The sequence below is a fragment of the Saccharopolyspora terrae genome (assembly GCF_004348435.1).
Lineage (GTDB): Bacteria > Actinomycetota > Actinomycetes > Mycobacteriales > Pseudonocardiaceae > Saccharopolyspora > Saccharopolyspora endophytica.
Map to the genome: position 1 here is coordinate 1 of NZ_SMKS01000090.1, position 20668 is coordinate 20668.

A 20668-nucleotide genomic window follows, 5' to 3' on the forward strand; every position below is an offset into this window, starting at 1 on the left:
CCGCCCACCTCCCCGCCCGCCAACGCCCCTCGCCGCCCGGTGCGGAACCCGGATTTCAGTGGAATTCCGGGTTCCGATTTCCGTCGAGATCCGGGTGCCGATGGGGAGTTCGGGTGATTCCGGCGTGCGATCAGGTGGGACTGTGACAACGGCCGTTGACAACGTGGTTAGGCTTCGCGCATGAATGGCGCATCGTGGCGGAACAGCACCAGCCGACGGCTCGAAACCGCTGACCGGCTGGGATTGGCCGTGCAGGTGCACGGACCGCCCGACGCGCCGACCGTGCTGGCGGTCCACGGATACCCGGACAACCACACCATCTGGGACGGAGTGGTCGCCGAGCTGTCCGACCGGTACCAGGTGGTCACCTACGACGTGCGCGGAGCGGGCGAGTCGGACCGGCCCGCGACCACCGACGGCTACCGCGTCGACCAGCTCGCCGACGACCTGTTCCGCGTCGCCGACGCCGTCAGCCCGGACCGGCCGGTGCACCTGCTGGCGCACGACTGGGGATCGGTGCAGTCCTGGCACGCCGTCACCGAACCGCGCGCCGCCGAGCGCATCGCCTCCTACACCTCGATCTCCGGCCCGAGCCTGGACCACTACGGCCAGTGGCTGCGCTCGAAACTGCGCCCCAACCCGCGAGATCTGCGCGAACTGACCACGCAGCTGGCCTTCTCCGCCTACATCGCGTTCTTCCAACTGCCCGCCGTACCCGAGCTGGCCTGGCGCAGCGGCATCATGCCCAAGCTGATCTCGACGCTGGAACGCCTCGACCCCAAGGCCGCCGGAAAGCCCACCCGACCGGTCACCGCGGACGGCATCAACGGTCTGGAGCTCTACCGCGCCAACGCCGGACGCCTGGGCGATCCGGTCCGGCGGCGCACCAGCGTCCCGGTGCAGGTCCTGGCACCGACCGGCGACCCGTTCGTCTCCACACCCCTGCAGACCCAGATCGAAGGCCTGGCCGACGACTTGAGGGTGCGCCGGCTCCCGGGCGGCCACTGGCTGCCGCGCAGCCGGCCCGAACTCGTGGCCCGCTGCGCCGCCGAACTCATCGACCACGTCGAAGGCGGCGAGGAGACCCGAGGACTGCGCAGCGCCCGCGTCCACCCCGGACGCGGCGATTTCGCCGACCAGCTCGTCGTCATCACCGGGGCGGGCAACGGCATCGGCCGGGCCACCGCGCAGGCCTTCGCCGAAGCCGGCGCGCACATCATCGCCGCCGACGTCGACGAGAAGGCCCTGCGCGGCACCGCCGACCTGCTCGGCGACTCCGCCACCACCTACCGCGTGGACGTCACCGACCGGACCGCGATGGGCGACTTCGCACTGCGCGTGCGGACCGAGCTCGGGGTCCCGGACGTGGTGATCAACAACGCCGGGATCGGCCTGGCGGGGTCGTTCCTGGACACCAGCGTGGCCGATTGGGAGAGCGTCATCGACGTCAACCTCTGGGGCGTCATCCACGGTTGCCGCCTGTTCGGCCAGCAGATGGTCGAGCGCGGCGAAGGCGGTCGGATCATCAACGTGGCCTCCGCCGCGGCGTACCTGCCGTCCCAGGTGCTTCCCGCCTACAGCACCACCAAGGCCGCCGTGCTGCGGTTGAGCGAGTGCCTGCGCGTCGAGCTGGCCGCCGACGGCATCAAGGTCACCGCGGTGTGCCCGGGACTGGTCAACACCGGCATCACCACCAGCAGCCGCTTCGCGGGCACCGACGACGCCGAGCAGGCCAAGCGCAGGCGCGCGGCCACCGAGCTCTACCAGCGCCGCGACTACAGCGCCCAGCGCGCCGCCGAGGAGATCCTGCGCGCGACCCGCCGGGCTCCGGCGATCGCGCCGGTGACGCCGGAAGCGCGTGCCGGACTGGTGCTGTCACGGCTGACCCCGCGCCTGCTGCGCGCCGCAGCACGGGCCGACCTCATGCCCAAGTAGGAGGAGGCATGCCGCAACTCGACCCCGGCGACCCCGACCGCGTCGCGCTGCACGCCCGCGACGTGGAGTTCGACTGGTCCCAGCTGCCGATGCACTGGCTCCCCGGCGAGCCGTTCGCCACCCACTGGGTGAACTTCCTGCACCTGGTGCTGCCGGAGGGCGAACGCTGGTTCGTCGAGGTGTTCAAGCAGGCGCTGCCGCTGATCAACGACGAGCGGCTCGCCGAGGACGTGCGCGGTTTCGTCGGCCAGGAGGCCGTGCACGCCGAATCGCACCAGGGCGTCATCGACCACTTCGACGCGCACGGCCTCGACACCCGGCCGTTCGTCGACCAGGTCCGCTGGATGTTCCGCAAGACCCTCGGCGACCGGCCGCTGCGCGGCAAGCGCGCCGAGTCCTGGCTGGTGCAGCGGCTGGCGCTGATCGCCGCGATCGAGCACTTCACCGCCTTCCTCGGCCAATGGGTGCTCGACGCCGAGGAGCTCGACCTGGCCGGCGCCGACGAGACGATGCTGGACCTGCTGCGCTGGCACGGCGCCGAGGAGGTCGAGCACCGCGCGGTCGCCTTCGAGGTCTACCAGCACGTCCACGGCCGGTACTGGCAGCGCTGCCTGTCGATGCTGCTGGCGACGGCGGTGCTGACGATCCTGTGGGCGCGCGGGATGCGGTTCCTGATGGCCGCCGACCCGGTGCTGCGCGGCAGGCGCAAGCCCCGCTGGCGCGACCTGATCCGCACCGGGCGCCTGGGCCTCACCCCCAGCTACCGGGCGCTGTTCGGCGCGATCCCCGCGTTCTTCCGCCCCGGCTACCACCCGTCGCAGCACGGTTCCACGGCCCAGGCGGTGGAATACCTGGCGAGCTCACCCGCGGCGCTGGCGGCAGGGCACTAGATGACCGCGGAACGACAGTCGCGGCCCGACCGGCTGATGCGCGTGCTCCACCGGGTGGTCAGCGGAGTGGAATGGTTGCACCGCAACAGCCGTCTGGACGCCGGGCCACCCCGGCCGGTCAACCACGACTTCTCGCTGGTGATCTCCCGGATCAGCACCGAGGCCGACGGGGTCCGCAGCCTGCGGCTGACCCGGCCCGACGGCGGTGCGCTGCCCGCCTGGCAGCCGGGTGCGCACCTGGACGTGCTGCTGCCGTCGGGGTGGAAGCGGCAGTACTCGCTGTGCGGCCCGCCGGGGGAGCGGCGGTACTACCGGATCGCGGTGCGGCGCCTGCCCGACGGCGGGGGCGGATCCCGCGAGATCCACGACGAGCTCGCCGAGGGCGACCGGATCGTGGCGCGCGGACCGCGCAACGCGTTCCCCTTCGTCGCCGGGCGCTCCTACCTGTTCGTCGCCGGTGGCATCGGCATCACGCCGATCCTGCCGATGGTCCGCACCGCCGCGACGCGCGGAGCCGACTGGCGGCTGGTCTACGCAGGACGTTCCCGCGCGTCGATGCCGTTCCTGGACGAACTCGCCGGCCTGCCCGCCGACCGCGTGTGGATCCGGCCCGACACCGAGTTCGGCATCCCCGCCGCGGGTGGCGAACTGCTCGCGCACGCCCCGCTGGGCGCCTCCGTCTACGCCTGCGGTCCCGTGCCGATGATCACCGCGCTCCGCCTGGGGCTGCCCGGCAGCACCGCGAGAGGCCTGCACTGGGAACGCTTCTCGGCACCGCCGATCGTCGACGGACGGGCCTTCACCGTGGAGCTGACCCGCAGCGGACGCACCGTCGAGGTACCTGCAGACCGCACCGCGCTGGAAGCGATCGGCGACGTGCTGCCCGACATCGCCTACTCGTGCCGCCAGGGGTTCTGCGGCACCTGCCACGTCCCGCTGCTGTCCGGCCAGGTGCGCAGGCGCGGCCGGGCGCGCGGCGATGACGTGGCCATCTGCGTGGATCGAGGGCAGGGGCACATCGCCGTCGATCTGTGAAGCCCCGGTCGGGGGACCGGAGGGGAAGCGGGGCCGCCCGGTGGCGGGGTGCAGCCGGGCGGTCCCGCGAAAATCGCTTCCGGTTGCCGACGCGCGGGCCGTAGGGTCGTGGGGAGCGACCTGGGAGGCACCGTGGAACTCGAAGGCCTGACCGAGATCACCTCGACCGGCGAGCTGGAAGAGGTGGTCGGCGCACCGCTGCAGCGGGTCCTGGACAAGCAGCGCCCCGCGCTGCACGCGCTGGACCGCGAGTGGCTGGCCGCATCCCCGTTCTGCCTGGTCGCCACCTCGGACGCCGACGGCCGGTGCGACGTCTCGCCGAAGGGCGACCCGGCCGGGTTCACCCACGTGCTCGACGAGCGGGTCATCGCCATCCCGGAACGCCCCGGCAACCGCCGCGTCGACGGCTTCCGCAACGTGCTGGCCAACCCGCACGTCGGGCTCCTCTACTTCATCCCCGGCCGCGGGGACACGCTGCGGATCAACGGCCGCGCCCGGCTGCTGCGCGACGCGCCGTTCTTCGAGCGCATGGTCGTCAAGGGCCACCGCCCGAGCGTGGTGCTGCTGGTGGAGATCGAGGAGGTCTTCCACCACTGCTCCAAGGCGTTCCTGCGATCCGGGCTGTGGGACAGCCGGACCTGGGACCCCGAAGCCGTGCCCTCCCGAGCGCACATCGCCAAGAACCTGGAGCGCCCGAACGACTCGATGTCCGAGCTGGAGCACTACTACTCCGACGAGCGCTACGCCAAGCTCCTCTACGACGCGAAGGCCTGACCGCCTCACCCGTGAGCGAGGTGTGCGAGATCGACGAGGTGGGTAGCCTCCCGGTCATGGCGGCCACGTGGCTGAACTGGCCGGTGCTGCGGCAGCTCACCGGCCCCGACCGGCTGGCCCGAGGCCCCGCGGCCCGGTCCCGGCGCACCGACGAGATGCGGGCGCGCACCAGCGACGCCGACAGCGTCACCCGTTCGGTGTGCCCCTACTGCGCGGTCGGCTGCGGCCAGCGGATCTACACCTCCGGCGGACGGATCACCCAGATCGAGGGCGATCCGGACTCGCCGATCAGCCGGGGCCGGCTGTGCCCCAAGGGCTCGGCCTCGCGCGAACTGGTCACCTCACCGCTGCGCGAGACCAAGGTCCGCTACCGGCGCCCGCACGGCACCGAGTGGGAAGACCTCGACCTGGACACCGCGCTGGACATGATCGCCGACCGGGTGCTGGCCACCCGGGACGCCACCTGGGAGGACGCCGACGCCGACGGCAGGCCGCTGCGGCGCACGATGGGCATCGCGAGCCTCGGAGGAGCGACCCTCGACAACGAGGAGAACTACCTCATGAAGAAGCTCTACACCGCCCTCGGCGCGATCCAGGTGGAGAACCAGGCGCGCATTTGACACTCCTCCACGGTGCCCGGTCTGGGTGCCTCCTTCGGGCGCGGCGGCGCCACCACCTTCCAGCAGGACCTCGCCGAATCGGACTGCATCCTCATCCAGGGCTCCAACATGGCCGAAGCCCACCCGGTGGGGTTCCAGTGGGTCATGGAGGCCAAGAAGCGCGGCGCCACGATCATCCACGTCGACCCGCGCTACACGCGCACCTCGGCGCTGGCGCACAAGCACGTCGCGCTGCGGGCCGGGAGCGACATCGCCTTCCTCGGAGGGCTGATCAACCACGTGCTGACCCGCGAGGCCCACTTCCACGACTACGTCGTCAACTACACCAACGCGGCGATGATCGTCGGCGAGGACTTCCGCGACACCGAGGACCTCGACGGCGTGTTCTCCGGCTTCGACCCCGAGGTCGGCACCTACGAAACCAGCTCGTGGCAGTACGAGGGCAGCCACGCCGTCCCGCCCGTCGGTGGGCACGGCCCCGAACAGGCGCCGAGCACCCGGCACGGCCGTGAGCGCCAGAGCAGCCGACCCGAGCGCACCGGCTCCGGCGGGCCCGTCTACCACGGCCACCCCGAATCCGATCCCACGCTGCAACACCCGCGCTGCGTGTTCCAGCTGCTCAAGCGGCACTACGCGCGCTACACCCCGGACGTGGTGGAGGAGATCTGCGGGATCTCCCAGGACGACTTCGCCTGGGTCGCCGACCGGCTCGTCGCCAACGCCGGGCGCGACCGCACCTCGGCCATCGCCTACGCCGTGGGCTGGACCCACCACACCGTCGGAGCGCAGTACATCCGGGCTGCCTCGATCCTGCAGCTGCTGCTGGGCAACATCGGCAGGCCCGGCGGCGGCATCCTCGCCCTGCGCGGGCACGCCAGCATCCAGGGCTCCACCGACATCCCGACCCTGTTCAACCTGCTGCCCGGCTACATCCCGATGCCGCACGCCCACGTCGACACCGACCTGGAGTCCTTCGTCGCCGACGACGAGCACGCCTGCGGCTACTGGGCCAACATCCGCTCCTACCTGGTCAGCCTGCTCAAGGCCTGGTGGGGAGAGCACGCCACCGCCGACAACGACTTCTGCTTCGACCGGCTGCCCCGGCTCACCGGCGACCACGGCACCTTCCAGACCGTCCTCGACCAGATCGAGGGCCGCTGCAAGGGCTACTTCGTCATCGGCGAGAACCCCGCCGTGGGCACCGCCAACGCGCGTCAGCAGCGCATGGGCCTGGCCGCGCTGGACTGGCTGGTGGTGCGCGACCTCAACATGATCGAGACCGCCACCTTCTGGAAGGACGGTCCCGAGATCGAGACCGGCGAGATGCGCACCACCGACATCGGCACCGAGGTCTTCTTCCTGCCCGCGGCCTCGCACACCGAGAAGGACGGCACCTTCACCAACACCCAGCGGCTCCTGCAGTGGCACCACAAGGCCGTCGAACCCACCGATGACCAGCGCAGCGACCTGTGGTTCTACTACCACCTCGGCCGCCGCATCCGCGACAGGCTCAGCGGCGAGACCGAGCGCGACCGCGCCCTGCTGGAGCTGACCTGGGACTACCCGACCCACGGCGATCTCGACGAGCCCAGCGCCGAAGCCGTGCTCGCCGAGATCAACGGCCACGACGGCAACGGAGAGCCGCTGTCGGCTTATCCGCAGCTGCGCGCCGACGGCTCCACGAGCTGCGGCTGCTGGATCTACTGCGGCGTCACCGCCGACGGCGTCAACCAGTCCGCCCGCCGCACGCCCGCGCACCAGCAGAGCCGCGTGGCGCCCGAGTGGGGCTGGGCGTGGCCGGCCAACCGGCGCATCCTCTACAACCGCGCCTCGGCCGACCCCGAGGGCCGCCCGTGGAGCGAGCGCAAGGCCTACGTGTGGTGGGACGCCGAACGCGGCGAGTGGACCGGCCACGACGTCCCCGACTTCGACAAGACCAAGCGCCCCGACTACCGGCCCCACGACGGAACCGTCGGACCCGAGGGCATCGCGGGCACCGAACCGTTCATCATGCAGAGCGACGGACGCGGCTGGCTCTACGTGCCCGCGGGGCTCGTCGACGGCCCCTTCCCGGCGCACTACGAGCCGCAGGAATCCCCGGTCGCCAACCTGCTGCACCCCCACCAGCAGCGCAATCCCGCACGTCAGATCAACTCCCGGCCGGAGAACCGGTACCAGCCCAGCGCGGGCGAACCCGGCAGCGAGGTCTTCCCGTACGTGTTCACCACGTTCCGGCTCACCGAGCACCACACGGCCGGCGGGATGAGCCGGTGGCTCCGGCACCTCAGCGAACTCGCGCCCGCCCTGTTCGTGGAGGTCTCCCCGCAGCTGGCCGCCGAACGCGGCCTGGAGCACGGCGACTGGGCCACCGTGATCACCGCCCGCAGCGCCATCGAAGCCCGGGTGATGGTCACCGAGCGGATGCGCCCGCTGCGGGTCGCCGGCCGCACCCTGCACCAGATCGGCATCCCCTGGCACTGGGGGCCCAACGGGCTGACCACCGGGGACGCCGCCAACGAACTCATCGGCGTGGCGCTGGACCCCAACGTGCACATCATGGAGACCAAGGCCGGGGCCTGCGACGTCCGGCCGGGACGGCGACCGCGCGCGGCCGCGCTCAACCGCCTGGTCGCCGAGTACCGCGACCGCGCGGGCATCGACGAGCGCACCGGTACCGAGCACTCCGACGATCCCAGACAGGCAGGAGGCTGAACGTGACCGTCAACCGGCTGTCCGGACCGCTGCCCGACCCGGCGGGGGAGACCGGCTACCCGCCGCAGCCCCGCGCCGGGTTCTTCACCGACACCAGCGTGTGCATCGGCTGCAAGGCCTGCGAGGTCGCCTGCAAGCAGTGGAACCTGCTGCCCGAGGACGGCATGGACCTCACCGGCATGTCCTACGACAACACCGAGGCGCTCAGCGGCACGACCTGGCGGCACGTGGCCTTCGTCGAGCAGCGCGGAACCCCCGCCGACCTCGGCATACCCGAGTTCGGCGCACCGGACGAGCAGCAGGTGCGCTGGCTGATGTCCTCCGACGTGTGCAAGCACTGCACGCACGCGGCCTGCCTGGACGTGTGCCCGACCGGGGCGCTGATCCGCACCGAGCACGGCACGGTGCTGGTGCAGGACGACGTGTGCAACGGCTGCGGCTACTGCGTCCCGGCCTGCCCCTACGGCGTGATCGACATCCGTCCGGACACCGGCGGAGCCGCCAAGTGCACGATGTGCCAGGACCGCCTCGGAGCCGGGCTCATGCCGGCCTGCGCCACCGCGTGCCCGACCGAGTCCATCCAGTACGGCCCCCTCGACGAGCTGCGCGAACGCGCCGCGATGCGCGTCGACGAACTGCACGAGCAGGGCGTGACCAGCGCCCGCCTCTACGGCCACGAGCCCACCGACGGCGTCGGGGGAGACGGGGCGTTCTTCCTGCTGCTCGACGACCCCGAGGTCTACGGCCTGCCGCCCGATCCCGTGGTCACCACCCGCGACCTGCCCTCGATGTGGCGGCACGCGGCCGCGGGCGCGCTCACCGCCGCCGCGCTCATCGCAGGATCGTTCCTAGGGAGGAGAAGGTGACCTCCTACTACGGCCGCCCGGTCCTCAAGGAACCGGTGTGGAAGGTCCCGGACGTGCCCGCCTACCTCTACCTCGGCGGGATGGCCGGGGCGTCGTCGACGATGGCGCTGCTGGCCGAGCTCACCGGACGGCGGCGGCTGGCCCGCGCGGGCAGGCTGGCGGCGGCGGTGGGCGCGACGACCAGCGTCGGCTTCCTGGTGCACGACCTGGGACGTCCGATGCGGTTCCTCGCCATGCTGCGGGTGCTCAAGCCGACCTCGCCGCTGAGCGTCGGATCGTGGATCCTCGCGCCGTTCTCCGGCTTGGCCGGGGCCGCGGCGGCCAGCGAGCTCACGGGTCTGCTCCCGCTGCCCGGCCGCGCGGCCGGGGTGGTGGCGGGCGCGATCGCACCGGCCATGACCACCTACACCGCCGTGCTGCTGTCCGACACGGCCGTGCCGGGCTGGCACGAGGGCTACCGGGAGCTCCCGTTCGTGTTCGCCGGGAGCGCCGTGTCCAGCGCGGGGGCGGTGGGCATGGTGGCGGCTCCCGCCGAGTCCGGGCCCGCGCGGCGCATGGCGGTGGCCGGATCGGTGCTGGAGCTGGCCGCGAGCAGGCGCATGGAGTCCCGGCTCGGGCTGGCGGCTGAGGCCTACCGCACCGGGCGCGCGGGTAGGGTGCTGCGAACGGCGCGAGCGGCCACCGCGGTGGGCGCCGGCCTCGCCCTGGTGGCCGGACGCAGCCGCGCGGCGGCGATCGCGGCAGGCGGGTGCCTGACCGTCGGGGCGATCGCGACTCGCTTCGGCGTCTTCGAAGCCGGCCGCGAGACGGCCCGCGACCCTCGGTACGTGGTGGAGCCGCAACGCGAACGGGTGGGCGAAACAGGGTCTTCGGTCCGTGGGCAGCAGCACTGATCGAATGCGGATGTTGACGTTGGGTAGTCACTCACGTGAGTGAGTAGTGGTTCAACTCTCACCCTGCGTGGTTTGATTTCAGGTGAATAACGCGTTTCTGATCAAGAAATGACCAGCTGAAACGTCCGCATCGTCGCGATCTTGATTACGTTTCTGTGACGAGCGCCACTGCCTCACGGTTTTGTTCACGCTTTTCAGCTACGTAGCGTTGCCCGGCGTCGGCGCCCCCGAGCCGACGGCAAGACCGGAAGTCCGCAGCGCCGAACCCTGCCCGGCGGGCTCTCCGAAACCCCGAGACGCATTGCGGGCAGGGACGTGACGACCGCCGGAACCCGGCGCGGCGGGCCGAGTCGAATCGGCCCGAGCACCCGGGACGCCGGAGTCGAGGCGGCACGAAGGCGCTGCTGGAGACGAAGACAGAAAATGGGCAAGCACCGCAAGTCCACCCCCAGCCGCCGCACCGTCACCCGCGTCGCCGTCGCCGGCGCCATGGTCGCCGCGCCGTTCGCGATGACCATGCCGGCCAACGCGGCCTCGGAGTCCACCTGGGACGCCGTCGCGCAGTGCGAGAGCGGTGGCAACTGGAGCATCAACACCGGCAACGGTTACTACGGTGGTCTGCAGTTCAGCGCGTCCACCTGGTCCGCCTACGGCGGCACCAGCTACGCCTCGAACGCCGCGCAGGCCAGCAAGTCCCAGCAGATCGCCGTGGCCGAGCGCGTGCTGCAGGCTCAGGGTCCGGGTGCGTGGCCGGTGTGCTCGAAGAAGGCCGGCCTGAGCAAGAGCGGCAGCGCCGAGCACCAGGACGTCGCCTCGGGCAGCAGCAAGAAGAGCACCGAGAAGAAGTCCACCACCAAGAAGAAGAACCCGGTGCGCAAGACCGTCCAGGTCGAGGGCACCTACACCGTGCAGACCGGTGACACCCTCGGTTCCATCGCCCAGAAGTACGGCGTGAGCTGGGAGTCGGTGTTCGAGAAGAACCGCTCGGCCATCAAGGACGCGAACCTGATCTTCCCGGGCCAGCAGCTCGCCATCAAGTGACCCACCCCGTCTTCGGACCTGGGTGCGCATGAACGGGGGACCCCGCCTTCCTCTCTCCGGCGGGGTCCCCCTTCTGCGATCGCCGAAGCGCCTCTCACTTGAGCTTGCGGCGGCGCAGATCGTTGCGGATGTCCCACGCGGTCCAGCCGATTCCGGCGAAGGCGAGAAAGCCCAGCAGCAGGACGAGTTCGGTCATGTTCGGCTCCCTTCGGATCGTGACGGACGCCGTCGGGATCAAATCCGAGAATAGTTGCACGTTTGTTGATCGCCGAGCGTATCGCCGCAATAGGCCCCAACGGGTGAGCTGCGGGACGTGAATGATCCGCCGTTCGGCCCCAAACCTCAGCAACCGCAAGAGAACAGCCGGAGATCATGAAATCGGTTCTGATCTGTCGAGCCTGCGCGCTGATCACCTAGCGTGCCCTCGCGGAATCAGTGCGGGTGAAAGATCCCCGATCGCGGGAAAGTCCGGCATGTTGACCGCGCCCCGCCCCGGGAAGCGGTCGGACCATGGACGTGACCGCACTCACCCCGCGTGCCCCTACCCCCGGCCTTCGGAAAGGGGACCCCGATGCTCCTCGCACTTCAAGCGGACGCCGCGGCCGAGTCCGGACTCGACAGCTGGGTCGGACCAGCCGCCATCACCACCGGTGTCCTGCTATTGATCGTCGCGCTGTTTCGCCGCAGCCGGGCCACACTGGCCAGGAAGCGAAGGGCGGCGCGGCCTGGTGCGGCCGATTAGCGGTGTCGCGCAGCCCTGAGCCGACCCGGCGTGCCGCGTGCGACGGCCGCCTGAGGGGGGAGGGGACGCATGACCGACACCACGCGGGACACCGACGAGCCATCGGTCGACCAGACGCCGGCCCAGCGCCAGGCGCCCGAGCAGCAGAGCACCGCACGGCACCGGCCACCTGATCAGCGCCAGAGCGTCGACCAGCACTGGACGGTCGTTCCCGCGCCGGAGCAGCAGCCCGCCGAAGCGGGCCGCATGGACCTGCGCACCACCATGGCCATCAACGCCGGGCGGATGGCCGCCTCGATGTCGCAGCGCCTCGGTCTCGGCTCCGGCGGCATGATCGGTGGCCGTCTCGCGTTGACGCTACAGCCCGACCTCCTGCAGCGGTTGGCAACCGGTCGGCGTGTCGTCATGGTCACCGGCACCAACGGCAAGACCACGACCACCCAGATGGTCGCCGAGGCCATGCGCGCGCAAGCCCCGGCCGTCAGCAACGCCACCGGCGCGAACATGCTCGACGGCCACGTCGCCGCCCTGCTGACCCGGCTCGACGCCCCGTTCGCCGCGCTGGAGGTCGACGAGCTGCACCTGGCGCAGGTCACCGACCGCTTCGAACCCGCCGCGATCCTGCTGCTCAACCTCAGCCGCGACCAGCTCGACCGGGTCGGCGAGGTGCGCACCGTGGCCGCGAGCCTGCAACGCGCCCTCGCTCAGGCCCCCGGCGCGCAGGTCATCGCCAACCGCGACGACCCCAACATCGTCTTCGCCGCCGCCGGCCACCCCAACGTCACCTGGGTCTCGGGCGGGGTGCGGTGGCGCGACGACGCGCTGAACTGCCCCCAGTGCGGAGCCTTCATCGGTGACGTCGACCGCGACTGGCGCTGCCAGTGCGGCCTGGCGCGGCCCTCGGCCGACTGGAAGGTCACCGACACCGGAGTCCTCGACGCCGCCGGCACCCACCACGAACTCGCCCTGGCCCTGCCCGGGCACGTCAACCGGGTCAACGCCACCTTCGCCCTGGCCGCGGCTCTGCACCTCGGCGGCGAGGAAGCCCCCGCGCTCGCCCGGATCCGACGCATCTCGCAGGCCGCGGGCCGTTACGACACCGTCCGGCTCGGCGGACGCCGGGTCCGGTTGCTGCTGGCCAAGAACCCCGCCAGCTGGCTGGAGATGCTCGACCTGGTCTCCGGCAACGACGAACCGCTGGTCCTGGTCGTCAACAGCCGCGAAGCCGACGGCTACGACGTCTCCTGGTTGTGGGACGTCGACTTCGAGATGCTGCGCGGCAGGTCCGTCCAGGTCGCGGGTGACCGAGCCCTGGACCTCGCGGTCCGCTTGCGCTACGCCGGGGTGCAGGCCAACGTCGCCTCCACGGTCGAGGTCGCCCTCGGCAGCACCTTCGGCGGCCTTCCCGACGTCATCGCCAACTACACCGCCTTCCGCGACGTGCTCACCAGGAGCCGCACATGACCGGGGAACGAGTCCGCATCGCCCTCGTCCTGCCCGACCTGCTCGGGACCTACGGCGACCGCGGGAACGCGATCGTGCTGGCACAACGCCTCCGCTGGCGCGGGATCGGCAGCGAGCTGGTCACCGTGCTCTCCTCCGACGACGCCGTGCCCGAGGACTGCGACCTGTACCTCATCGGCGGGGGAGAGGACGTCGCGCAGGTCGCCGCCGTCCGATTCCTGCGCAGGGGCGGGGGCCTGGCCCGGGCGGTGCAGCACGGGGTTCCGGTGCTGGGCATCTGCGGCGGGCTGCAGGTGCTGGGCACGAGCTTCGTCACCGGTGACGGGCAGCGCCACGAAGGCCTGGGCCTCGTCGACGCCACGACCGAACCCGGGAGGGGACGAGCCATCGGCGAGGTCACCACCCAGTCCACCCTGGGCGGGGTCGGGATGCTCACCGGGTTCGAGAACCACCTCGGCCGCACCACGCTCGGCCCCGGCTCGCACGCGCTGGGCAGGGTGGTGCGCGGCACCGGCAACGGCCACGACGAGGCCGAGGGCGCGGTCACCGGCCACGTCATCTGCACCTACATGCACGGCCCGGTCCTCGCGCGGAACCCGAAGCTGGCGGACCTGCTGCTGGAATGGGCCATCGGCGAGCCGCTGGCGCCCCTGCCGGACCCGCCCGAGCTCAAGGCGCTGCGCACCGAACGGACCCGCGTGCACGTGCGCAACCGCAAGTAGCTCAGCGACGAGCGAGCCGGCCCAGCTTCTGCAGGGCCGGCTTCAGCTCGGGTGCCCGCAGCAGCGCCAGCACCCCGAGGCTCACCGCGAGGACCACGATCCCGTGCAGCACCAGCGCCATCCACGCGTCGACCATCGGGCTCAGCGGCCCGGTCAGCGACCGCACCCCGGCCAGCACCGCCAGCGAGCACAGCGCTCCGGCGGCTCCGGCCACCAGCGCGCGCACGCACCCCAGCAGCGTCGCGCCCGTGCGCAGCGATCCGATGCGGGCGCGCAGCCAGACCTGCCCGACGACCGCTCCCAGCAGGAAGCTCGCCGACATCGCCGCCGTCACCCCGAGCACCAGGTCCTGCGGATCGACCGTGGCCAGCACGAGGTAGCACAGCGCGCTGCGCACCACGACCATGATCGCGTTGATCCAGGTCGGGGTGCGCGCGTCGTGCATCGCGTAGAACGCCCGCAGCTGGAGCATGGTGATCCCGAACGGCACGACCCCGGCCGCCGCGGCGGCCAGCGCCCATCCGAGCCGTCCCGCGGCGGCCACGTCGCTGGCCCCCAGCGAGAAGAACGCCACCGCCAGCGGGCCGCCCGCCACCACCAGCAGCGCGCTCACCGGCATCAGCAGCACCGCGGTCATCCGCGTACCCCACGCGACGTCGTCGACGAACGCCCGCGTCCTGCCCGCTGCGGCGGCCTCGCTGATGCGCGGCATCAACGCGGTCAGCAGCGACACTCCCAGCACGCCGTAGGGGACCTGGGAGAGCAGCCAGGCGTAGTTGAACGTCGCCACGCTGCCCGGCGTGCCCTGCGCGGTGACCCGGGTGATCACGACCATCCCGGCCTGGCTGATCAGCGTGTAGAGCACGACCCACCCGGCCAGGCCGCCGAACTCCGACAGGCGCCGGTCCCAGCCCCACCGCCACCGGTACCGGAAACCGCTGCGCCGCAGCGACACCACCATCACCAGCAGCTGCGTGGTGATCCCCGCCAGCGTTCCCAGGCCCAGCACCAGGAGCTTCGGCTCGCCGATGCGCACCGGGTCGGTGGAGATCTCCCCGGGCACCAGCGCGTAGACGATCACGGTGGCGATGACGACGAGGTTGTTGAACACCGGGGCCCACGCGGGAGTGCCGAAGACGCCGCGCACGTTGAGGATCGCCTGCAGCAGCGCCGACATGCCGTAGCAGACGATGCCCGGCAGCAGCAGGTAGGCGAACGCCGTGGTCAGCTCCGCGTTGGCGCGGGTGTCGGCACCCAGGTAGAGCGCGGTGAGCAGACCGGCGCAGGCGACCGCTGCGGCGGTGGCGACCGCGAGCAGCACGCCGCCCATGGTGATCATCCACTGCGCGTAGGACTCGCCCTGCTTCGGTCCCTCCTGCTGGGCCCGCACCAGCAGCGGCACGGCGATGCTGGTCAGCACACCGCCCAGCAGCAGCTCGTTGACCACGGTCGGGAGGGTGTTGGCCACGGTGTAGGAGTCGTTGACCATGCCCAGCCCGAGCACCACCACCAGCAGCACCTTGGCGAGCAGACCGCTGACCCTGCTGGTCGCGGTGGCCACCGCCATCGCCGCGCTCGCGCGGGCCAGTGAAGGTCGTCGGACACCGGTGTCGGCCTGATCGACCACGTAGCCCCTCCCGTCGGCGCGCTCGATGCTGAAGGTGCCACGAAACACCCGGTCTCGCCGGGTGGAGCCGGTCCGTGGCAGGCTGATCGCAACGCCTGCGGAAGGGAGCGCGCGTGATCGTGTTCGGGGTCGTGCTGTTGATCGCCGGAGCGGTGGTGGCCGTCGTGCTCGGCGGTGACGCGGGAGGCTGGCTGCTGCCGGTCGGCCTGATGGCCGCGGGACTGGGCATCAGCCTCGCGGGCCTGGTGGCACGGCTGCGCCGGTCACCGGTGCGGGCCGCGGTGCGCGCGCACCGAGCGGGTGCGGCGGGTTCGCCGATCGCCCGGATCCGCGCGGTCCCCGCGATGGTGGGCACGACCGCGCGCGGCCGCAATCCCGAACTCCCGCGCTACCAGCTGCTGCTGTGGCTGATCGCCCTGGTCTACCTGGTCTCGCCGATCGACTTCATCCCGGAGTTCCTGCCGCTGCTGGGCATCGGCGATGACATCGGCGTCGCGAGCTGGTTGCTGACCAGCCTCTACGCGGAGTCGGGCAACTACATCGCCGCCCGGGAGCAGCCGCGCGAGGTCGAGCCCGGCGAGCCTCAGTAGGAGTCGCCCTGCTCGTAGTGGGTTTCGCGTTCGTCATCGGCCCGGCGGCGGTTCTTGCGGCGGCCGAACAGCCCGTGGTCGACCGACCAGGTGCCCGCGTTGAAGCTCATCGCGAGGGTGGCGGCGCCGACGGCGAGGGGCAGCTCGAAGCCGTTCGGCGCGAACAGGCCGTGCGGCAGGTGCACGAACAGGATTGCCCCTGCCATGTCGATGGCCACGGCTAGCCCGACCAGCGGTAGCGCGAGGCCGAGGATCAGCAGGATCCCGCCGGCGAGCTCCACGACGGTCGCGTACCAGGCGGCGACTTGCGGGAAGGGGATCCCCATCTTGCCGAAGTTCTCGGTCGTGGCCGGTATGCCCCAGATCATGAGCTTCTGCCACCCGTGCGCGATGAGGATGATCCCGACCCCGATGCGGCCGAGCAGTGTGAGCAGGCTCCGAAGCGCGGTCATGGCGACTCCCGTGTTGAAACACCTAGCGTCGAAGCACCAGTGTCACGGCGATCGAGAGAACCGACATCTCGGACCGCTCAGACTGTTCGGCCCCGGCGGGCAGTCCCGCCGGGGCCGAACAGCGTCAGGGCGTCACTTGAGCAGGTTGCGCGCCATGACCATGCGCTGGACCTGGTTGGTGCCCTCGTAGATCTGGGTGATCTTGGCGTCGCGCATCATGCGCTCGACAGGGAAGTCGCGGGTGTAGCCCGCGCCGCCGAACAGCTGCACCGCGTCGGTGGTGACCTCCATGGCCACGTCCGAGGCGAAGCACTTCGCGGCGGCGGAGATGAACCCGAGGTTGGGCTCGCCGCGTTCGGCGCGGGCCGCGGCCACGTAGACCATCTGGCGGGCCGATTCCACCTTCATCGCCATGTCGGCGAGCATGAACTGCACGCCCTGGAACTCGGAGATGGACTTGCCGAACTGCTTGCGCTCCTTGACGTAGGCCAGCGCCTGGTCCAGCGCGCCCTGCGCGAGGCCCACGGCCTGCGCGCCGATCGTCGGACGCGTGTGGTCCAGGGTCTTGAGCGCGGTCTTGAACCCGGTGCCCGGCTCGCCGATGATGCGGTCGGCCGGGATGGTGGCGTCCTCGAAGTACAGCTCGACGGTCGGGGAGCCCTTGATGCCGAGCTTCTTCTCCTTCGGCCCGACGGTGAAGCCCGAGTCGTCGGCGTGCACGGCGAAGGCGCTGATGCCGTTGGCGCCCTTCTCCGGGTCGGTCACGGCCATGACCGTGTACCACTTCGACACTCCGCCGTTGGTGATCCAGCACTTGCTGCCGTTGAGCACCCAGTGGTCGCCGTCGAGGCGGGCGCGGGTCTTCATCGCCGCGGCGTCCGAGCCGGCCTCGCGCTCGGACAGCGCGTAGGACGCGGTGGTCTCACCGCTGGCGATCGAGGGCAGCACCTGCTTCTTGAGGTCCTCGGAGGCCGACAGGATGATCGGCATGGTGCCGAGCTTGTTCACCGCCGGGATCAGCGAGGAGGAGCCGCACACGCGCGCGACCTCTTCGATGACGATGCAGGTGGCCACCGAGTCGGCGCCCTCGCCGCCGTACTCCTCGGGGATGTGGGTCGCGGCGAAACCCGCCTTGACCAGCGCTTCGAGCGCTTCCTTGGGGTAGCGCTCCTGCTCGTCGACCTCCGCCGCGTGGGGCGCGATCTCCTTCTCGGCGAGGGCGCGCACCGCGTCGCGCAGCGCGTCGTGCTCCTCGGCGAGCTGGTAGGTGCCGAAGTTCGGGTCCACCGGGTCCCTCCCTAGTCCCGTCGCATCGCCGCGGCGGGTTTCGTCGCAATGCCGCCTGCGTCACGTGGCGGACCGATATCGCCGTCATCCTAACGGCACTGAGTGCCACTAGCAATTCACCGGTGCTATATTCCGGCCATGTCCGAGGCAGTCGCTGCGGCGCCCAAGTCCCGTTCCGGACGAACTCCGCACGGCCGCCGGAAGGTGCGCAGCGCGATCGCGGTCGCGGCGCTGGAGAAGTTCGCCGAGCAGGGCTTCGAGGCGACCACTGTGGACCAGATCGCCGAGGCCGCCGGGGTCGGCAGGCGGACCTTCTTCCGGTACTTCCGGTCCAAGGAGGACGTCGTGTTCCCCGGGCACGACGAGCGGCTGGCCGAAGTCGTGGAGCTCCTGGAGGCCGCTTCCCCCGACGCGGAACCGCTGCTGGTGCTGGGGGAGGCTGCGGAGTTCGTGCTCGGGATGTACCTGGAGGAGCCCGAGGTCTCGCGCAAGCGCTCGGAGCTGACCAGGCAGGTTTCCTCCTTGCGGGACAAGGAGATCGCGAGCATCGACCGCTACCAGCGCGTCTTCGCCCGCTACTTGCGAGCCCGCTTCGCCGACCAGCCCGATGGCGAGCTGCACGCGGCGGTGGCCGCTGCGGCGGTGGTCGCCGCTCACAACCACGTGCTGCGCCAGTGGCTGCGCAGCGGGGGAGAGCTCGATGCCAGGGCGGCGTTGCGGCACGCGACCGGCAAGCTCAGCGACGCCCTCTCGGGTCAGTGGCCCGGGGGAGGGTCCGATGCCGGCCCGGAGTCGGTCGTGGTGGCGGCGGTGCGCACCTCGGCGTCGGCCGAGGTGGTCCTCAAGCAGGTGCAGGAAGCCCTGCGCGGAATCGAGCGCTGAACCCACGGCACTCAGTGCCGAGATGATCTCCAGCAGTCACGTGTTGATTACATTCATGGCTTCAGTGTCGAACGAAATCAACGCGAGGCGGGTGACGGTTCACCTGGACACAGCCGGCCGCCCCGCATGGAAGGGGAGAGCCGTCAGCCCACGAAGGCCTCGATGGCGTCGGCGCCCGCGGGAGCGCCGCCCGAGGACCGCACCACATCGCGCAAGCGGGCGAGGTTGGTGCGAACGCTCGGGTCGACGGCCACCCGGTCGACCGCCTCGCGCAGCTCGGCCGCGGTGACGGTCTCGGAGTCGAGCGCGGTCCCGAGACCCAGCTCCTCGGCGCGGGCGGCGTTGGCCGACTGCTCGGGCATCTGCGGCACGGCGATGAGCGGCACCCCGGCGTGGAGCGACTCCATGGTCGAGTTCATCCCGGCGTGCGAGACGAACGCCTCCGCGTGCCGCAGCACGGCGGGCTGCGGGAACGATCGGCGGACGTCGAAGGTGGGCGGGATCTCGCCGATGTCGGCCAGGTCGATGCGCGAACCGACCGACATCGCGACCTGCCACGGGCCGTCGGCGAACGCCTCGATGCACAGCCGGTAGAACTCCGGGCGTTCGTTGAACGCCGTTCCCAGGGAGATGAACAGCAACGGGCGCTGGGGATCGGCGGGGGAGTAGGGCTCGTTCGCGCGGTCTCCCAGCAGCGGCCCGATGAACCGGAAGCGCTCGTCGAAGGTCTCGTGCTCGAGCTGGAACTCCTCGGGCAGGAACACCAGGTTCAGCGCCGCCGGGGCTCCGCCGATGAAACTCGGTGCCTCGACGCCGAATTCGGCACCGAGCTCGCTCAGCTCGGATTCGAGCTGGTGCAGGGCCTCCGGTGGCGGGAAGCCCACGGCCTGGGCGTGCTCGGCCATCACCGCGGTGCGCAGGTCGAACTTCTCGTTGCCCGCGAAGTTGGGGACCAGCGCGATCGCCGGGATTCCGAGCTTCTCGGCCAGCATCCGGCCGTAGGTGGTCATGCCGTCGCTGCACACCGCGTCCGGCGGAGCGTCGCTGAAGTGCGCGAGCAGCACCGGCAAGCACTTTCGGACGTCGTCGACGAAGAACTCGGCCATGGTCCGCATGCGCTCGGGGGTGAAGTGCTGCCCGCGGCCGCCGACCTCGGGGATCTTGGTCGGCAGCTCGATCACCTCGGCCCCGGTGGCGCGCACGGGCTCGATCGCGTCCGTGCCGACGGCGTAGGTGACCCGGTGGCCGCGGTCGAGCAATTCGGTGACCAGCGCCAGCGTCGGGTTGACGTGCCCGAACGCGGGCACGCTGGTGAACAGGAAGTGCTTCTTCATGGCTCCTCGGAGGTGGTTACAGCGGGCGGCGGAAGCCGCGGCCCGCGATGGCGATGCCGATGGCGCACAGCAGGGCGCTGGTGGCCAGCGCGGAGATCACGCCGGTGCCGGTGGGCAGGGCCAGCGAGAGGTTGCGGGAGGCGTCCACGGCGTAGGTCAGCGGGTTGATCCTGGCGACGATGCTCAGCCAGTCCGGCAGCGCCTGGATGGGGACGAACGCGCTGGAGGCGAACATCAGCGGGAACATCGCCAGGAACCCGATGCTCTGCATGACCTCCTCCTTGCGCAGCCAGGCGCCGAGCGCGAGGAAGATCCACGACAGCGACCAGCTGACGAACAGGGCGAGGCCGAACGCGCCGAGCGTGCCGGCCAGGCCCCCGGCCGGGGCGAAGCCGAACACGAGGGAGGCGACCGTCAGCAGCACGATCAGCTGCACCGCGGTGCGCACGAGATCCGACAGGCTGCGGGCGATGAGCACCGAGCTCATCCCGATCGGCAGCGCGCGGAAGCGGGCGATGACGCCGTTCTTCATGTCGCTGACCAGCCCGACGCCGGACTGCATGGCGGCTCCGATGCCGGTGGTGACCAGGATGGCCGGCATCAGGTAGTTGATGTAGCTGCCGCCCTGGGAGGCGACGTCGCCCATCATGGCCTTGCCGAAGACCTGGCTGAACAGCACGAGCATGATCAGCGGTTGGAGCAGGCTGAAGATCACCACGCGCGGGTCCTTGACCACGGCGCGCAGCGAACGGCCCGTGAGCACGCGGATCTGGGTGGGGTAGGAGGCGCCGCGCCATCGGTG

Annotated in this window: 17 protein-coding genes; 12 read left to right on the top strand and 5 right to left on the bottom strand. The window is 71.0% G+C overall.

The genetic code is table 11. From position 1 onward, the window contains the following. The first annotated feature begins 180 nt into the window (after window positions 1-180). From E1181_RS28790 to E1181_RS28840, 10 genes are all read left to right on the top strand, one after another. Window positions 181-1935 (top strand): SDR family oxidoreductase, encoded by a 1755-nt coding sequence (locus tag E1181_RS28790; RefSeq protein WP_132679561.1) that lies wholly within the window; start codon window positions 181-183, stop codon window positions 1933-1935. An 8-nt stretch (window positions 1936-1943) separates the two neighbouring features. After that, on the top strand, window positions 1944-2825 hold the full coding sequence (locus tag E1181_RS28795) for a metal-dependent hydrolase (protein ID WP_132679562.1): 882 nt from the start codon (window positions 1944-1946) through the stop codon (window positions 2823-2825). Then, window positions 2826-3860 (top strand): PDR/VanB family oxidoreductase, encoded by a 1035-nt coding sequence (locus tag E1181_RS28800; protein ID WP_132679563.1) that lies wholly within the window; start codon window positions 2826-2828, stop codon window positions 3858-3860. 132 nt (window positions 3861-3992) lie between these two features. Further along, on the top strand, window positions 3993-4634 hold the full coding sequence (locus E1181_RS28805) for a pyridoxamine 5'-phosphate oxidase family protein (RefSeq protein WP_132679564.1): 642 nt from the start codon (window positions 3993-3995) through the stop codon (window positions 4632-4634). Window positions 4635-4690: 56 nt separating this feature from the next. After that, complete coding sequence (fdh, locus tag E1181_RS28815) at window positions 4691-7966, top strand: formate dehydrogenase (protein WP_235877126.1); 3276 nt, start codon at window positions 4691-4693, stop codon at window positions 7964-7966. Window positions 7967-7968: 2 nt separating this feature from the next. Beyond that, complete coding sequence (locus E1181_RS28820) at window positions 7969-8832, top strand: 4Fe-4S dicluster domain-containing protein (RefSeq protein WP_132679566.1); 864 nt, start codon at window positions 7969-7971, stop codon at window positions 8830-8832. Next, the gene (gene nrfD, locus E1181_RS28825) at window positions 8829-9725 is read left to right on the top strand and encodes an NrfD/PsrC family molybdoenzyme membrane anchor subunit (protein ID WP_235877124.1); all 897 of its coding nucleotides are present in this window, start codon (window positions 8829-8831) and stop codon (window positions 9723-9725) included. The genes E1181_RS28820 and nrfD overlap by 4 nt, the downstream gene beginning before the upstream one ends. A 423-nt stretch (window positions 9726-10148) precedes the next feature. After that, window positions 10149-10766 (top strand): LysM peptidoglycan-binding domain-containing protein, encoded by a 618-nt coding sequence (locus E1181_RS28830; RefSeq protein WP_132679568.1) that lies wholly within the window; start codon window positions 10149-10151, stop codon window positions 10764-10766. Window positions 10767-11577: 811 nt separating this feature from the next. Beyond that, complete coding sequence (locus tag E1181_RS28835; RefSeq protein WP_132679569.1) at window positions 11578-12972, top strand: Mur ligase family protein; 1395 nt, start codon at window positions 11578-11580, stop codon at window positions 12970-12972. Beyond that, window positions 12969-13694, top strand: a complete 726-nt coding sequence (locus tag E1181_RS28840; protein WP_132679570.1) for a type 1 glutamine amidotransferase — start codon at window positions 12969-12971, stop codon at window positions 13692-13694. The genes E1181_RS28835 and E1181_RS28840 overlap by 4 nt, the downstream gene beginning before the upstream one ends. A 1-nt stretch (window position 13695) precedes the next feature. Here E1181_RS28840 and murJ read toward each other — a convergent pair whose 3' ends face one another. After that, entirely contained in the window at window positions 13696-15369 is a 1674-nt protein-coding gene (murJ, locus tag E1181_RS28845; RefSeq protein WP_235877125.1) for a murein biosynthesis integral membrane protein MurJ, read from the bottom strand. Window positions 15370-15434: 65 nt separating this feature from the next. Here murJ and E1181_RS28850 point away from each other — a divergent pair, with 65 nt between their 5' ends. Continuing rightward, window positions 15435-15911, top strand: coding sequence for a YkvA family protein (locus E1181_RS28850; RefSeq protein ID WP_132679571.1), 477 nt, complete (start codon window positions 15435-15437; stop codon window positions 15909-15911). Here E1181_RS28850 and E1181_RS28855 read toward each other — a convergent pair. Together E1181_RS28855 and E1181_RS28860 are read right to left on the bottom strand one after the other, a co-directional pair. After that, window positions 15905-16363 carry a DoxX family protein gene (locus E1181_RS28855; RefSeq protein WP_132679572.1) on the bottom strand — a complete coding sequence of 153 codons (459 nt, stop codon included), beginning with the start codon at window positions 16361-16363 and terminating at the stop codon, window positions 15905-15907. The two genes, E1181_RS28850 and E1181_RS28855, sit on opposite strands and share 7 nt — an antisense overlap. Before the next feature lie 132 nt (window positions 16364-16495). Beyond that, the gene (locus tag E1181_RS28860; protein WP_132679573.1) at window positions 16496-17650 is read right to left on the bottom strand and encodes an acyl-CoA dehydrogenase; all 1155 of its coding nucleotides are present in this window, start codon (window positions 17648-17650) and stop codon (window positions 16496-16498) included. A gap of 138 nt (window positions 17651-17788) precedes the next feature. On the opposite strand from E1181_RS28860, the gene E1181_RS28865 reads away from it, so the two are divergent. Beyond that, on the top strand, window positions 17789-18532 hold the full coding sequence (locus E1181_RS28865; RefSeq protein ID WP_132679574.1) for a TetR family transcriptional regulator: 744 nt from the start codon (window positions 17789-17791) through the stop codon (window positions 18530-18532). Between the two features lie 143 nt (window positions 18533-18675). Here E1181_RS28865 and E1181_RS28870 read toward each other — a convergent pair whose 3' ends face one another. Beyond that, on the bottom strand, window positions 18676-19866 hold the full coding sequence (locus E1181_RS28870; protein ID WP_132679575.1) for a macrolide family glycosyltransferase: 1191 nt from the start codon (window positions 19864-19866) through the stop codon (window positions 18676-18678). Window positions 19867-19882: 16 nt separating this feature from the next. Further along, the coding region (locus E1181_RS28875) for an ABC transporter permease (RefSeq protein ID WP_132679576.1) at window positions 19883-20668 on the bottom strand (786 nt) is incomplete at its 5' end.